The organism is Streptomyces sp. NPDC058092 (genome assembly GCF_042884935.1).
Classification (GTDB): Bacteria; Actinomycetota; Actinomycetes; order Streptomycetales; family Streptomycetaceae; genus Streptomyces.
The window spans coordinates 96,967-111,894 of sequence record NZ_JBHVSY010000023.1 but is presented as its reverse complement, the minus strand read 5'-3'; the positions used below and the strand labels follow the sequence as shown (position 1 = coordinate 111,894).

The following is a 14,928-nucleotide window of genomic DNA, read 5'->3' as shown; positions in this document are numbered from 1 at the left end:
GCCGGAGCCGACGCGAAGGCCCGTGGGCCCGCAGGCCCATCCTGCCCGTTGCCAGGGGGCCGACAGCGCACATTCCACACAAGAGTTGCAACCCCTTGCAACTCTGGCGAGGGGGTACGGGTCTGTATGAGAGTGACGGAACACCGTGCGGCGGAGCCTGTGCTCCGCCGCACGATGTGCACAGCATGGAGGGTGGTGCCGTGTCGGCGCAGCACCACCCTCTGTCGCTAGGCCCTAACGCTCGACGGGCCGTGCCCGTTCCACCACCGATGCCAGAGCGAGGCTGTGCGGCAGCGTCCCGAACGCCGTGCCCCAGTCCCCGCCCAGCCGTGACGCGCAGAACGCGTCGGCGACCTCCGGCGGTGCCCAGCGCACCAGCAGCGAACCCTGCAACACGAGTGCCATCCGCTCGACCAGCCTGCGTGCCCGCGCCTCGATTCCGGTCAGATCCGCGAATTCCGTCAGCATGTCCTTGACCGCCCTGTCCAGCCGGTGATCGGCGCCGCGCGCCCTGCCGATCTCCTGGAGGAACGCGTTCAGCACCATCGGCTCGCGCTGCAGCGCCCGCAGCACATCCAGCGCCTGTACGTTCCCCGAGCCCTCCCAGATCGAGTTGAGCGGAGCCTCCCGCAGCAGCCGCGGCATCCCGGACTCCTCGACGTAGCCGTTGCCGCCGAGACACTCCAGCGCCTCGCCCACCATCGGCGCGCACCGCTTCGTCACCCAGTACTTCGCCGTCGGCACAGCGATCCGCAGGAAGGCCCGCTCGCTCTCCGTGTCAGTGTCGTACGCCGCGGCCAGCCGCAGCGCCAGCACCGTCGCCGCCTCCGACTCCAGCGCCAGATCGGCCAGCACATTACGCATCAGCGGCTTCTCGACCAGCACCCCGCCGAACACGCTGCGGTAGGTGCAGTGGTGGATCGCCTGCGCCACCGCCTGCCGCATCAGCGCCGCCGAACCGACCACGCAGTCCAGCCGCGTCGCCGCCACCATCTCGATGATGGTGCGCACCCCGCGCCCTTCCTCGCCGACCCGGCGCGCCCACGTCCCGTCGAACTCGACCTCGCTCGACGCGTTGGACCGGTTGCCCAGCTTGTCCTTCAGCCGCTGGATCGCGAACGGGTTGCGGGTGCCGTCGGGCAGCACCCGGGGCAGCAGAAAACACGTCAGGCCGCCGGGCGCCTGCGCCAGCACCAGGAAGCCGTCGGACATCGGTGCCGAACAGAACCACTTGTGCCCGGTGAGGAGATACTCGCCCGACGCGGACAGCGGCTCGGCCCGCGTCGTGTTGGACCGTACGTCGGTGCCGCCCTGCTTCTCCGTCATGCCCATCCCGAAGAGCACACCGGCCTTCCGCGCGGCGGGCCGCAGCCCCTGCTCGTACACCGTCGAGGTCAGCAGCGGCTCCCACTCGGCGGCCAGCGCCGGATCGGTCCGCAACGCGGGCACCGCCGCGTGCGTCATCGACAGCGGGCAGCCGTGCCCCGCCTCGGCCTGCGTCCACACCAGGAAGCCGGCCGCCCGCCGCACATGACCGCCGGGCCTGCCCCAGGCGTCGGTCAGACCCGCGGCGACCGCATGCCCCAGCAGCCGGTGCCAGGCCGGGTGGAACTCCACCTCGTCGATGCGATTCCCGTACCGGTCGTGGGTACGCAGCACCGGCGGATTCTCGTTCGCCTGCGCCCCCCACGCCTGCGCCTGTGCGGAGCCCGCGGCCTTGCCCAGCTCACTGAGCCCGCCCCGGGCCTCGGCGAGCAGTTCGGGTGACATGTGACGTCGTACCGCCTCGGTGAGCGCGAGGTCGGCGCCGAAGGCGTCGTAGCCGACCAGCGGCGGTACCTGGTTGAACACGGTGTGGGTGGTGGCTGCCATGCCGATACGGTAAGGATGTGCAGGCAGCAAATGAAACACCCGAGCGGCCATCGGGGCGGCTCCACCGGGCCAGGGTCCTCTACCGCAACGTATCCAAGCGGCAGATGGTCTGGCAGTTGCTCAAGGACACCGTCAACTCGTGCATGGAGTACCGCATTCTGGGACTCGCGGCCGAGGCGGCGTTCTTCACCCTGCTGTCCCTGCCTCCGCTGCTGCTCGGCCTGATCGGGCTGCTCGGATACGTCGACGCGTGGACCGACACCACCACGGTCGCCTCCATCGAGCGCAACATCCTCAACGCCGCCCAGACGGTGCTCAGCCAGCGGGGCGTGAACGACTTCGCCAAACCGCTCCTCGCGGACGTCACCACCGGCGCCCGGCCCGATGTCATCTCCATCGGCTTCGCGATCGCGCTCTGGTCCGGCTCCCGCGCGGTCAACGTCTTCATCGACACGATTACGGTGATGTACGGCCTCGACGGCCAGCGCGGCATCGTCAAGACGCGGCTGCTCTCCTTCCTGCTGTACGTGATCGCGCTGCTGCTCGGCGCCGTGGTGCTGCCGCTGCTCGTGGTCGGCCCGGACCGGGTCGTGGAGTTCATCCCGTGGGGCACCGAGCTCATAAGCGTTCTGTACTGGCCGCTGGTGATCCTGCTGTCGATCGCGTTCCTGACGACGCTCTACCACGTGTCCGTACCGGTCCGTTCGCCGTGGATCGAGGACGTCCCCGGTGCGCTGGTGGCGCTCGCGATGTGGGTGCTCGGCAGTTTTCTGCTGCGGATCTACCTCACCAGTACGGTCGAGGGGCCGACGATCTACGGCTCGTTGGCGGCCCCGATCGCCGTCCTGCTGTGGATAGGCATCTCCGCGTTCGCGGTGCTGGTGGGCGCTGCGGTCAATGCCGCCATCGACCGGGTGTGGCCCTCGCTGGCGACAGCCGCGGCGCGTGCGGCGAACGAGCGGGTACGGGCGGCCCAGGCCGCGGAGCTCGTCGCGCGGGCGCAGGCGGAGAGCCGGGACGGGGACGAGGACTACGGCGATGACGACGACGATGACGACGTCGGCGAGAGTCCCTACATGCCGTCCGAGTTCCCGGAGCGGTGGTCGAGGTTCCTGCCGCCGGACGATGTGAAGTCCAGGCTGCAGCCGAGGGGCGAGAAGGACATCGCCAAGGACCCGGCCAAGGAGGCGGAGCAGGAGAGGAAGGGGCCCCGGGAGTCCCGTTCGTAGCGGGGACAGCCCTTACGGCCTCCCTCACGACAGGGAGTGGGCTCCCGGCCGTGGGGGAGGCCGTTAGCGTGGAGCCATGGGCGACACCTACGAGGAGCGCGAGTCCCGGTTCGGCGGGGCGATCGTCTGGACCCGGCAGGTGCCCGAGGGGCCTGTCCGGCCGGTACTGCCCGACGGCTGCATGGACCTGCTCTGGACCGACGGCCGGCTGCTCGTCGCCGGGCCCGACACCCGTGCGTACGAGCCCGCCGGGGCGACCGGCGGGCGGTTCACCGGCATCCGGTTCGCCCCCGGCACCGCCCCGGCGCTCCTCGGTATACCGGCGGACGAACTGCGTGACCAGCGGGTCGAGCTCGCCGATCTGTGGCCGGCCGCCCAGGTGCGGGTACTCGCCGAGCGCATCGCCGACGCCGCCGACCCCGCCGCAGCCCTGGAGTCCGTGGCACTGCGGCGGGCGGCCGAGACCGGGTCGGCGGACCCGCTGATGCGGTCCGTCGCCGTGCAGCTGGCGCGGGGCCGGTCCGTCGCCGACACCGCGCACACGGCCGGTCTCGGCGCCCGCCAACTGCACCGCCGTTCCCTGGCGGCCTTCGGGTACGGGCCCAAGACCCTGGCCCGGATCCTGCGGCTGCGGCGCGCGCTCGCTCTCGTACGGTCCGGAACGCCGTACGCCGAGGCGGCGCTCGCGGCGGGCTGCACCGACCAGGCGCATCTCGCGCGGGAGATGCGCGAACTGGCCGGTACGACGCTGACCGCCTACTGCGAGGCGTTGGCGAACAGCGACACCGCGCAGCCGTCCGGGTCGAGGACCACCGCGTAGCGCTGCCCCCACGTGGCGTCCCACGGCTTCAGATGGCCCCGGTACCCGGCGCCGGTCAGATCGTCGTACACCGCGTCCACCTCCGCCGGACCGTCGCAGCGGAACGCGAGCCCGACCCGGTCGCCGCCCCGCGCACCGGACCACTCGGGGTCGTAGGAGCGGATGACGTCCTCGGTGTCCCACATGAGGCGCTGCCCGCCCGGCAGGGTCACTTCGACATGGGGTGCGGAATCCGCCTCGGCCGGGATGTCGAGCCCGAGCCGGCGGTAGAAGGCGAGCGATGCGGTCAGATCCGCGGTCGTGATGCCGATCGCGTCGAGTCGTGGAGTCATGGTCCGAACGTAGAACGGACACGCGCCACGGGTCTTGTACGAATCGGTCATGCCCTCGCCCGGCTGCGGGGGCGTCGGGGCGGGTGGCTTGGATTTCCGGTGACAACCAGGGGGTTCGGCCAGGAGGAACGAAGGGGACGAGGGGATCGAGGAGATGGGACCGGGAAGAATTCTCGCGCAGGCGCCGCCGGCGGTGGCCTGCGCGCTGATGGCGTGGCAGGTGTGGCTGCTGTTCCACGTCAGCTCGGCCGAGGTGTCGCGCGTGATGTGGAGCTGCGACGACGAGGGCAGCTGCGGCACCGATGACCTGGCCGGCGGCGCGCCGCTCATGGGCATCGCCGCGGTCGTGCTGCTGTCGTTCATGGCCGGGCGTTTCCTGCACCGGGCCGCGGGGGCGTCGCCGTCGCCCTCGCCGGTGCCGCGTTCGCCGTGGGCCGGCAGGACGCCGTCGAGGCGGGGGACGCGCAGGCGGACGAGTCCACCGAGTGGCTGCTCGGCCGGTTCACCGCCTCGCACTGGATCACCGTCGGGTACGCCGTCGCCGGAATCGGCTGCCTGGCCGCCCTCGGGGAGGCCTGCCTCAGCCTGCGCCGGACCAACCCCCTGATGATCAAGGTTCTCGAAACCTTGACCAAGAACGGGGTCGTGTCCGCATGTCATCCCTACCGGGCCTCCCGGCCTGCGCCAGAAGGCCCGTGGGGGAAGGTTGTCACATGCCCCTGAGGGCGGGTTCGAGGTCGGGCTCGCCCGCCGGCGGCTGGGGGGCGTCGTGATGCCTGAACAGTTTGCTGGGCCACCACATCCACCGACCCACGTCCAGGGTCAGCGCGGTGACCAGCACCGAGCGGACGATCATGGTGTCCAGCAGCACGCCGAACGCCACCGCGAACCCGAGCTCCGCCGCGAACACCAGCGGCAGCGAGGCCATAGCCGCGAAGGTACCGGCCAGCACCAGACCCGCCGAGGTGATCACACCCCCGGTGGTGGACAGACCCATCAGTGCGCCGCGCCGGGTGCCGTGCAGCAGTGTCACTTCGCGCACCCGGGTGACCAGGAAGATGTTGTAGTCGATGCCCAGGGCGACCAGGAACACGAACGTCAGAAGCGGGAAGGAGGCTTCCGCCCCGGCGAAGTGGAACACGTGGTTGAACATCAGACTGCTCACGCCGAGGGCCGCTCCGAACGACAGCACCACCGTCGCCATGAGCAGCAGTGGTGCGACGATCGCCCGCAGCAGCAGCGTGAGGATCAGGAACACCACGACCAGCACGATGGGGATGATCACCTTGGAGTCACGGGCGGCCGCTTCTTGCGCGTCGAGAGCGATCGCCGTGTTGCCGCCGACTCGGGCATCCGCCCCCTCGATCCTGTGGACCGCGGTTCTGACCCGCTCGACGGTGCGCATCGCGGCCGTGCTGCTGGGATCGTCCTTGAGCTCCCCGAGCATGATGGCCTCACCATCCTTGACCCTCGGCGCCGAGACGTCAGCGACTCCTGGGACGCCGGACAGCGCGGTCTTCACCTGCTCCGCCGAGGCGGCCCTGGCCACGACGTAGATGGGGTCGCCCGACCCGGCCGGGAAGTGCCTGGACTGGATCTCCTCGCCGACGGCCATCTGCGGCTTGTCGGTGAACTGGTCCTGGGCGGAGAGCCCGTCGGCCTTGAGCCCGAACACCCCGATCGCCATGACGCCGAGGACGAGCGCGGTGCCGGTCCACACGATCCGCGGTCGGCCGGAGACGGCGGTGCCGATCCGGGTCCAGAGGCCCTCGTCGGTCGCCACGACCGATCCGTACGACGGCTTCACCGGCCAGAAGATCCAGCGGCCGCAGATGACCAGCAGGGCCGGCATCAGGGTGACCATGGCGAGCAGCCCGACGAGGATGCCCACGGCACAGGCCGGTCCGAGCCCCTTGGTGGAGTTGAGGGTGGCCAGCATCAGCAGCATCAGGCTGACCGCGACGGTTGCGGCGCTGGCGATGATCGCGGGACTGGAGCGGTGCAGGGCCTCCGCCATCGCCTCGTGCCGGTCCTCGTGCCGCCCCAACTCCTCCCGGTATCGCGAGATGAGCAGGAGTGCGTAGTCGGTGGCGGCGCCGAACACCAGCACGGTCAGGATAAAGCTGGTCTGCTTGTTGACGGTGAGTCCCGCGTTCTTCGCCAGCAGGTAGATCACCGCTTCCGACGTGACCAGGGCGACGCCCACGGTCAGCAGTGGCAGCAGTGGCAGCAACGGGCTGCGGTAGGTGAGCAGCAGGATCACGACCACCACCAACGCGGTGATCGTTGTCAGGCCGCCTCCTCCACTGAAGGCCTTGATCGAGTCGGATGCGTAACCGGCCGGTCCGGTGACGTGGAACCCGAGACCGCCCGCGTTCTCTTCGCCGACCTCGGCCATCGCGTCGACGACCTTGCCGATCCCTTCCCAGCCCGCCTTGTCCTTGTGAACCTGGACCACGGTCTGGATGGCCTTGCCGTCCTGGGCCTTCAACGGGCCCTGTGGCTGCCCCACGACGTTTTCGATGCCCTTGAAGGCTTCGGCGTCGGCTCGGGCCTTGGCCATGTCGGCAGGGGTGATGCCCTCGGGCCGGTCGTAGATCACAATCGCGGGCAGGGTATCGGCAGACTGGAACTTCTCGGCTCGGTCGACGACCTTGGTCGACTCCGCGTTACTGGGGAGCCAGGCCGAATTGTCGTTTTCCTCAACGTCGCCGAGCTTGCCGGCCAGCATGAGGGCCGGGACCAGCAGGGCTATCCAGAGGGCGAGGACGACCCATTTCGCCACTCTGCCACTGGGCAATGACGCCAATTTTCGCACGATGTGGATTCCTCGGTGTTCAGTCGACGTGAGAGAGCTTGTCGGGATTGGCGACGGCGTAGATCCCGCACACCTGGTTGCCGTCCGGAGTGAGGTCGAGGACGAGGACGGCGTAGGCGGTGTCGCCGACGAACAGCAGCGCCGACGGGGCGCCGTTGACGCTGCGGTAGGCGATGTTGAGGCCCTTGCCGGAGTGGGGGGCGACAGCGGCGAGCAGGCGGGCGACCTTTTCCCGGCCGCGGAGCGGCCGCAGGCCCCCCGCTGCCTTGCCTCCGCCGTCACCCCAGAGGGTCACCTCCGGCGCCAGGATCTGCAGGAGGGCGTCCAGGTCACCGCCGAGCGCGGCGGCCAGGAATTGTTCGGTCACCTGCTGCCGGACGTGCGGGTCGGGCTCGTAGCGGGGGCGTCGGGCGTGGACGTGCTCGCGGGCGCGATGGGCGAGCTGGCGAATCGCCGAGGGACTGCGGCCGAGGATTTCTGCGATCTCGGTGTGGGCGTAGCCGAACACCTCGTGCAGGACGAACACCCCGCGTTCCAGTGGAGTGAGGGTTTCCAGGATCACCAGCAGCGCCATCGACACCGACTCGGCGCGCACTGTCGCATCAGCGGCATCGTCGAGGACGAGAGTGTCGGTGAGGGGGCTGACGAGCGGTTCAGGCAGCCATGTCCCGATGTATGTTTCACGGCGGCGGCTGATGGTGGCCTGGTGGGCGAGGGCCCGGTTCACCGCGATCCGCACCAGGTAGGCGCGCGGGTTGTCGATCCGCTCCGCGCTCGGTGCCTGGTTTCTGGTCGTCCACGACAGCCATGTCTCCTGCAACACGTCCTCGGTGTCGGCGACGCTGCCGAGCACGTTGTAGACGATGGAGAACAGCAGCTCACGGTGGTCGTTGAACACCTGTGTCGCGGTGTTCGCCACCGGATCTGACGCCGCCTCCCGCGGGCTGCCTTCGGACAAGGCTGCCTGTGAGTCCGGCGGGGGATAGTGCATCGTAGGGCCTTCCGTCGCAGATGCATTCCGAACTGAGAGCGATCCAGGCACCCGGAGTGTGACATCCGCTCCAAAAATGTGATCCACGTCTCACCAGTGGCCCGCGGTGTCATGCGGAGACGTCGTCTCGATTGGTGGCCGGACGTCTGGCTTCGGTGGGCGAAGGGGAGTCTGGTTGCGATCTCGTGGGGGTCGGCCCATGCGTCAGGATCGGTTCGCATGAGCCACAAGATGTCCGTTGTCAGATCCTCAAGATCCACGTCTCAAGTGCCCAAGATCTGGGGTCGAGGCCCACTTTGCGGACACCCCAGAGGTTGAGCCGCAAGGAGCAGCTCGACGGTGCGGAGATCAGCGCCTTCGCGGACGGCACGGCCTTCGAGACATGGCTGGCCGGGCACCACACGCGCCAGGAAGGCGTGTGGATCAAGATGGCGAGGAAGGGCTCGGGCATCCCCTCGGTCAGCTCGGACGAGCTGGTGGACATCGGTCTCCGCTACGGCTGGATCCCGGGGCCGGGCCGCGCCCTCGACGACCGTCACTACCTGCAGAAGTACGTGCCTCGCAGGCCCCGGAGCCTGTGGTCGCAAGTGAAGGCGGAGAAGGTCGAGCGGCTGACGGCCGTCGGCCGGATGCGCGAGCCTGGGCCGGCCGAGGTCCGCAGGGCGCGGCGGGACGGGCGGTGGGGCGCGGCCTACGCGTCGCAGAAGACGGCGACCGCGCCGCCCGACCTCGGGGCGGCCCTCGACGGCTGTCCCGAGGCCGAGGCCGCCTTTGAGGCCCTCGTCAGGACCGGCCGCTACCTGCTGGTCCTGCCCCTGCACCAGGCTCGCACCCCCGAGACCCGCCGGGCCCGGCTCGACAAGGCCCTGCGCACCCTGTCCGGCCAGGACGGCCGGCTAGTGGTCCAGGCAGTCGGCGGGCACCGTGCCCGGGTCCGCCAGCGCCAGGCCGAGTTGGGCGCGTTCGGTGACCCAGCGGGTCGGGCGGTGACGCGGGTCGCCCGTCGTCGTGTGCAGCGACCGGTGCAGCCGCAGCATCCGGTCAGCGCCGATCCGGTCCCCCCAGGCCAGCGGCCCGACCGGATAGCCGAGACCGGTGGTGACGGCGAGATCGATGTCCGCCGGGGTGGCGAGGGAACGCTCGGCGATCGACGCGGCGACGGAGACGATCGAGGCCAGCAGCCGCTGTGCGACCGAACCCGCCGTGTCCCGTACCACCGACACCGCGTACGGCTCGCCGCCGTCCTCCGCCGCCCGCGCCAGCACCGCACGGGCATCCCGTGCGGCAGCCGGGTCCGCCGCCGGGGTAACGGCCAGCACCCGGCGCTTCCCGGCCGCGGCCAGTGGGTCCGTGCCGAACGTGCGCGTGGCGGGCAGTCCGTGCGCGGCGACCGCGGCGGCCACCGTCGTACCCCAGACCGGGACCAGCACCAGCGCATCGGCGGACGGCTCCGCACCGCTCTCGACGACGGCGCCCGCCGCGGTGAGCGTCCGCCGCAGTGCGGTCGCGTCCGGCTCCGCCGCGCCCCCGACCACGTACACCGGGCGGTCCGCATCCCCCGTGACCGGCGGCTCCGGAACCGGGGCCGGTGCGTCGGGGCCGTACGCGAACCAGCCGCGCCCGGTCTTGCGGCCGTGCAGTCCCGCGACCACCCGGTTCGGGGTGAGGTAGGAGGGGCGGAGCCGGTCCGCGTACCGGAAGCCCTGCCAGATCGAGTCGATCACCGCGGCCGTCACATCCAGACCGGTGAGGTCCATCAGCTCGAACGGGCCCATCCGCAGGCCGAGCACGTCACGGGCGATCCGGTCGATGTCCGCCGGGTCGGCGACCGCCTCCTCCAGCAGGGCGAGGGCCTCGGTCACCAGGCCGCGCCCGGCGTGATTGACCAGGAAGCCGGGGGTGTCGGCGACCGTGACCGCGCGGTGTCCGCAGCTCTCGACGAGGGCGGTGAGGGCCGCCGGGATCTCCGGGCGGGTGGCCGCGCCCGGCACGATCTCGACGATCTTCATCAGCGGTACCGGGTTGAAGAAGTGCAGCCCGGCCAGGCGCGTCGGATCCTTCAGCGCCGCGGCGATCCGGGTGACCGACAGGGACGAGGTGTTGGTCGCGAAGACGGCCGTCGCGGGCAGCGCCCGCTCCAGCCGGCCGAAGACCTCCGTCTTGGTGTCGGGGTCCTCCCGCACGGCCTCGATGGCCAGCTCGACGTCCGGGCCCTGTGCCCACGGGTCGTCCAGCGGGATCAGCCGCTCCAGGGCGGCGGTACGGTCCTCGGCGGACATCCGGCCCTTCTGCACGGCCCGTTCGAGCATGGACCGTACGAAGTCCACGGCGGCCGTCACCGCCTCCGTACGTACGTCGCACAGCTCGACGGTGTGTCCGGCGGTCGCCGCCCACTGGGCGATGCCGCGGCCCATGGCCCCGGCGCCGACGATCCTGATACGCATGGCGATTGCGGTCCTCTCAGGGTGTGACATGTGATCGGGTATGACAGGTGATCGGGGTGTGGCATGTGATGCGTCTCAGCGAAGATAGACGCGGTCCGGGTCCACGTCCTCACGCAGCAGTCGCAGTTCGGCCGCGGTCGGCAGCGGTACGGTCCCGACCGTGTCGGCGACCGACAGGGGGCGGGGCGGGACGGTGAACACCGCCCCGCCCCGCCCCGCGTTCCCGTTGGGTCAGCCGGAAGCCGTCGCGGGTGAGGCCTCGCCGCGCTCCGTCGCCAGTGGCACCGCGAGATGGTCCCGTTCCGCGTCCGGGTCCGTCAGCCGGTTCAGCCGGGCCGGCACATCGAAGCCGACCAGGAGCACCACGATCACCGTGCCCGCGAAGGTCAGCACCGCCAGTGCCTGGCCCAGGTCCATCCCGGACGCCAGATGTGCTCCGAGGACCGGGGCCACGGCGCCGCCGAGCGCTCCCACGTTGTACGTGAAGCCCAGCGCGGCACCGCGGCTCCCGGTCGGGAAGTGCCCGCCGATGTAGCGGGGCAGCAGCCCGGAGATGCCGAAGCTGGTCGCCTGCAGCAGGAAGAGCAGGATCCCGAGCAGCAGCAGATTGTCGTGCACGGCGAAGACCGGGTACACGAAGGCCAACGAGGCCAGCAGCGTCAGCGCGTACGCCTTCTTCGCGCCTATCCGGTCACCGAGGAATCCCGCGGTCCAGCAGCCGACCATGGTGCCGAAGCCCGCGAAGTACAGGACATCGGTGACCTGGCCGGTGGTGTAGCCGAGTTCGGTCTTCAGATACGTGGGCAGCAGCGCCTGGATCGGCCACGAATACAGGAACGCGAAGAACAGCGTCACGATCATCGACAGATACAGCAACCAGCTCCGCTTCCCGCCGAGCTGCACGGCGAACGCGGCGAGCGCGAGTCCGGCGACCACCGAGAGGACCGGAACCATTCCGGCACCGCCCGGCGTGAAGACGAGGAAGAGCGAGACGGTGGCGAGGACGACCAGGACCGCGTTGACGACGGCCCTGCCGCGCGTCACGAACAGCGGCCGGAACGGATTGGGCTTGGCTCCCTCGTCCGCGACGGTCTCCGTCCACTCCTCGGCCTCCGGCAGCGTGCGCCGCATCCACAGCGCGATGGCGATCGGGATCAGGCCGATGTAGAACATCCACCGCCAGCCGAGCGACGGCACCACCCAGTTGTAGACCTGCGCGGCGAGCACCGAGCCGACCGAGAAACCGGAGATCAGGAAGCCGCTGGCCCGGCTGCGGAGCCTCGCCGGCCAGCTCTCCATGACGTACGTGGCGCTGGCGCTGTACTCACCGGCCATGCCCATGCCGATGGCGAGCCGGGCGGCGAACAGGCTCTGGTAGTTCCAGGCGAATCCGCAGGCGAAGGTGCCGAGCGAGTACAGCAGAATGCTCAGGATCATGGAGAGTTTGCGGCCGTACCGGTCGCTGAGGGCGCCGAGTACCGCACCGCCCAGCCAGCGGGTGATGAACGCACCGGAGATCAGGCTGGCGGCCTGCACCGTGCTCAGGCCGAAGTCGTCACTGATCTCGGTGAGGACGAGCGTGATCAGCACGAAGTCGAAGCCGTCGAGGACATAGCCGATCCAGGCGGCCAGGAACGACTTCCACTGGGTACCGCTCACCTCGCGATACCAGGGGAGCGTGGGGGGTGTTGTGGTGTGCACGGTGACTCCAGGATGCGGGACGGCAACTCGCCTTTGAGCGGCCGGCCCGCGTGGTGGGGAGGGATCAGGGCCGGGTCATGCCTGCGACGAAGCGGGCGGTCAGGGCGGTGGGGGCGGTGATGGCCGTGCCGACGACGACACTGTGGGCGCCGCGGGCCAGGGCTTCGGCGGCGTCCTCGGGGGTGTTGATACGGCCTTCGGCGACCACGGGGACATCGATCGCGGCGGAGAGCGCGGCGACCAGGCCGAGATCGGGGCCGGTCTGCTTCGGTGTGCCGGGCACGTAGCCGGCGAGGGTGGTGGAGACGAAGTCCGCGCCCTGCCCGGCCGCCGCGATGCCCTCGGCGAGCGTGGAGACATCGGCCATGACCAGGGCGCCCGCCGCGTGGACCGCCGCGACCAGCTCGGCGAAGGTGGAACCGTCGGGGCGCGGCCGGTCGGTGGCGTCCGCGGCGACGACGGCGGCGCCGGCCTCGGCGACGGCCAGGGCGTGCCGGACGGTCGGGGTGATGTAGACGCCGACGTCACCGTCCTTCCACAGACCGATGACCGGCAGATCCACGGCCTCGACGATCGCGGCGACGACGTCCGGCTCATTGGCGCGGATCGCGGCGCCGCCACCGGCGACGGCCGACCGCGCGAGCCGGACGAGGGTGCCGGTCTCCCGCATGGGGTCGCCGGGAGGTGCCTGACAGGACACGATCAGCTTGCCCTGGAGGGAGTCGGCCAGTTCCTGTGCGCTCATCGAAGGGCTCCCGGGTGGTGGAGGGGAAGGGTGGTGGTCAGGGCGGCGGCGCCGAGTACGGCCGCGTCGGCGCCGAACAGCGGTGGCTCGGGTACGAGCCCACGCAGCGGCGGCATCAGCTCCGCGGTGAAGGCCGCGGCCAGGGCATCCCCGTACAGCGGGCCGATCCGCGGCACTCCGCCGCCGACGACGACCCGGTCGGGTCCCAGGGCGTTGGCGAGCCCGCCGAGTACGTGGCCGGTGGCGGCCGCGCCGGTGGTGATGGCGCGGACGGCGGCCGCGTCGCCCCGCGCGGCACGAGCGGCGACGGTTTCGAGCCGGTCGACGGGGGAGCCGGTCAGCCGCTCGTAGTGGGCGGCGATGCCGGGTCCGGAGGCGATGACCTCCAGATGCCCGGTGGCGCCGCAGGTACAGGGCAGTCCGGCCGCCTCGGGGCTGGGCAGATGGCCGAGATGCCCGGCGATACCGGCGGCGCCGTGCAGCATCCGCCCGTCGACGGCGACGGCACCGCCCACCCCCGTACCGATGGCCGCGAACAGCAACGACCCGTGGCCGGTCGACCCGCGACCCGGCCCCGGGGCGTTCAGCGCCGCCAGTTCCGGTCCGGCCGTGGCACGTACGTCGTTGTCGCAGGCCACCGGGGACCCGGTACGGTCAGCGAGGCCGGTGCCCAGCGCGGTGCCCGCCCAGTCGCGGATGGCATCGGTGGCACTGGTGACCATGCCGGTACGGGGGTCGACGACCCCGGCGGCGGCGACACCGATCGCCGTGGCCAGCCGTCCCGGATCGACGGTGACGGCGGCTTCGGCGAGCGCGTCCAGCACGGCCGGCGCGCCGTCCCGGGCCGGGGTGGGCCGGGTGTGCCTGGCCAGGGCCGTGCCGTCCGCGCCGAAGAGCGCGGCGGCGATCTTCGTACCGCCGAGATCGAGGCCGATCACGACGGCGCCGGTGCCGGCGTACAGGGGTGCGGAGTTCATCGGACCGGCGGCAGACCGGCGGCGCGCAGGCGCTGGGCGACCAGAGCGACCGACTCGGCACTCAGCTGGATCTGCGGGAACGCGGTGTCACCGCACTGGATGATGCCGAGCAGCTGGAGCGCCGCCTTGAACGAGCCGAGCGCCGAGGAGCTGCGGCCCATGTCCGCCTCCGGCCCGACGTCGACCATGCCGAACAGCTCGACGAGCCGCTTCTGCTCCTTCGCGGCGAGCGCCCAGTTCCCGTCCCGCGCGGCGTCGTACAGCCGGACATACCCGGCCGGGTCGACATTGCCGATGCCCGGTACGACACCGTCGACCCCGGCCAACAGGGCCGCGTCCACGGTGAGTTCGGAACCCGTGAGCACGCTGAACCGCGGTGCGGGGCCGTCCTTGCGGCCGTCGCGGCCGCCCAGTCCGACGAGCAGCCGGCGCAGTCCGCCCTCGTCGCCGCTGCTGTCCTTGAGCCCGGCCAGGGTGCCGTCCTCGGCGAGTTCGCGGACCAGTGCGGCGGAGAGCTTGCTGTGCACGGCGGCCGGGATGTCGTACGCGAACAGCGGCAGGTCGACCGCCGCGCGCAGCCGCCGGAAGTGCTGGGCGATCTCCTTGCCGTGGGTGCGGGTGTAGAAGGGCGCGGTCGCGACCAGGGCGTCCGCACCCAGCCCGGCGGCGGACCTGGCGTGCTCGATCACGCGTGCGGTGGTGGTGTCGATGACACCGGCCAGCACCGGAACCCTGCCGTCGGTCACGTTGACCACGGTCTCCAGCGTCGTGGCGCGCTGTTCATCGGTGAGGTACGCGACCTCGCTGGTGGATCCGAGCGCGAACAGTCCGTGCACACCACCACCGATGAGGTGCTCGACGAGCCTGGCGAGGGACGCGGTGTCGACCTCCCCCTGGGGGTCGAGCGGGGTGCAGACCGGCGGGACGACGCCGTGCAGGGGTGCGGTCAGAGACATGGTGGGGGCTCCAGCTTGGTCGATGCACCGATCATCCGTGGCC

At 71.0% G+C, this 14,928-nt stretch carries 14 protein-coding genes and 1 pseudogene; 4 read left to right on the top strand and 11 right to left on the bottom strand.

Features of this window, described 5'->3' with window-relative positions:
• Nucleotides 1-234: 234 nt before the first annotated feature.
• Nucleotides 235-1,872 carry an acyl-CoA dehydrogenase family protein gene (locus ACFVV1_RS30930; protein WP_389995952.1) on the bottom strand — a complete coding sequence of 546 codons (1,638 nt, stop codon included), beginning with the start codon at nt 1,870-1,872 and terminating at the stop codon, nt 235-237.
• A 17-nt stretch (nt 1,873-1,889) separates the two neighbouring features.
• Between ACFVV1_RS30930 and ACFVV1_RS30925 the strand changes: the two genes are divergently transcribed.
• A complete protein-coding gene (locus tag ACFVV1_RS30925; RefSeq protein ID WP_389995950.1) occupies nt 1,890-3,101 on the top strand; it encodes a YihY/virulence factor BrkB family protein in 1,212 nt (403 codons plus the stop codon).
• 76 nt (nt 3,102-3,177) lie between these two features.
• The gene (locus ACFVV1_RS30920; RefSeq protein WP_389995948.1) at nt 3,178-3,921 is read left to right on the top strand and encodes a DUF6597 domain-containing transcriptional factor; all 744 of its coding nucleotides are present in this window, start codon (nt 3,178-3,180) and stop codon (nt 3,919-3,921) included.
• Here the strand turns inward: ACFVV1_RS30920 and ACFVV1_RS30915 are convergent.
• Nucleotides 3,858-4,304, bottom strand: coding sequence for a VOC family protein (locus tag ACFVV1_RS30915; protein ID WP_389996041.1), 447 nt, complete (start codon nt 4,302-4,304; stop codon nt 3,858-3,860). The two genes, ACFVV1_RS30920 and ACFVV1_RS30915, sit on opposite strands and share 64 nt — an antisense overlap.
• 378 nt (nt 4,305-4,682) lie before the next feature.
• Between ACFVV1_RS30915 and ACFVV1_RS30910 the strand changes: the two genes are divergently transcribed.
• Nucleotides 4,683-4,976, top strand: coding sequence for a hypothetical protein (locus ACFVV1_RS30910; protein WP_389995945.1), 294 nt, complete (start codon nt 4,683-4,685; stop codon nt 4,974-4,976).
• On the opposite strand, the gene ACFVV1_RS30905 is transcribed toward ACFVV1_RS30910, so the two are convergent.
• From ACFVV1_RS30905 to ACFVV1_RS30895, 3 genes are all read right to left on the bottom strand, one after another.
• Complete coding sequence (locus tag ACFVV1_RS30905) at nt 4,963-7,074, bottom strand: MMPL family transporter (protein WP_389996038.1); 2,112 nt, start codon at nt 7,072-7,074, stop codon at nt 4,963-4,965. The genes ACFVV1_RS30910 and ACFVV1_RS30905 overlap by 14 nt on opposite strands.
• A 16-nt stretch (nt 7,075-7,090) precedes the next feature.
• Complete coding sequence (gene sigJ / locus ACFVV1_RS30900) at nt 7,091-7,990, bottom strand: RNA polymerase sigma factor SigJ (protein ID WP_389995942.1); 900 nt, start codon at nt 7,988-7,990, stop codon at nt 7,091-7,093.
• 313 nt (nt 7,991-8,303) lie between these two features.
• Nucleotides 8,304-8,546: a hypothetical protein gene (locus ACFVV1_RS30895; RefSeq protein ID WP_389995939.1), complete on the bottom strand. Its 243-nt coding sequence runs from the start codon at nt 8,544-8,546 to the stop codon at nt 8,304-8,306.
• Here ACFVV1_RS30895 and ACFVV1_RS30890 point away from each other — a divergent pair.
• Nucleotides 8,491-8,880 (top strand): annotated as a pseudogene (locus ACFVV1_RS30890) (YdeI family protein); the annotation flags it as partial. The gene ACFVV1_RS30895 and the pseudogene ACFVV1_RS30890 overlap by 56 nt on opposite strands.
• Nucleotides 8,881-8,958: 78 nt before the next feature.
• Here the strand turns inward: ACFVV1_RS30890 and ACFVV1_RS30885 are convergent.
• The 6 genes from ACFVV1_RS30885 to ACFVV1_RS30860 form a co-directional block, all read right to left on the bottom strand.
• Nucleotides 8,959-10,506 (bottom strand): 3-hydroxyacyl-CoA dehydrogenase, encoded by a 1,548-nt coding sequence (locus tag ACFVV1_RS30885; protein WP_389995937.1) that lies wholly within the window; start codon nt 10,504-10,506, stop codon nt 8,959-8,961.
• A gap of 75 nt (nt 10,507-10,581) precedes the next feature.
• Nucleotides 10,582-10,707: a hypothetical protein gene (locus tag ACFVV1_RS30880; RefSeq protein ID WP_389995934.1), complete on the bottom strand. Its 126-nt coding sequence runs from the start codon at nt 10,705-10,707 to the stop codon at nt 10,582-10,584.
• 30 nt (nt 10,708-10,737) lie between these two features.
• Nucleotides 10,738-12,207 (bottom strand): sialate:H+ symport family MFS transporter, encoded by a 1,470-nt coding sequence (locus ACFVV1_RS30875; protein WP_389995932.1) that lies wholly within the window; start codon nt 12,205-12,207, stop codon nt 10,738-10,740.
• 64 nt (nt 12,208-12,271) lie between these two features.
• Nucleotides 12,272-12,952, bottom strand: coding sequence for an N-acetylmannosamine-6-phosphate 2-epimerase (locus tag ACFVV1_RS30870; RefSeq protein ID WP_389995930.1), 681 nt, complete (start codon nt 12,950-12,952; stop codon nt 12,272-12,274).
• Nucleotides 12,949-13,929 (bottom strand): ROK family protein, encoded by a 981-nt coding sequence (locus ACFVV1_RS30865; RefSeq protein ID WP_389995928.1) that lies wholly within the window; start codon nt 13,927-13,929, stop codon nt 12,949-12,951. Before ACFVV1_RS30865 ends, ACFVV1_RS30870 begins: the two co-directional genes overlap by 4 nt.
• The gene (locus ACFVV1_RS30860; protein WP_389995926.1) at nt 13,926-14,885 is read right to left on the bottom strand and encodes a dihydrodipicolinate synthase family protein; all 960 of its coding nucleotides are present in this window, start codon (nt 14,883-14,885) and stop codon (nt 13,926-13,928) included. The genes ACFVV1_RS30865 and ACFVV1_RS30860 overlap by 4 nt, the downstream gene beginning before the upstream one ends.
• Nucleotides 14,886-14,928 lie beyond the last annotated feature (43 nt).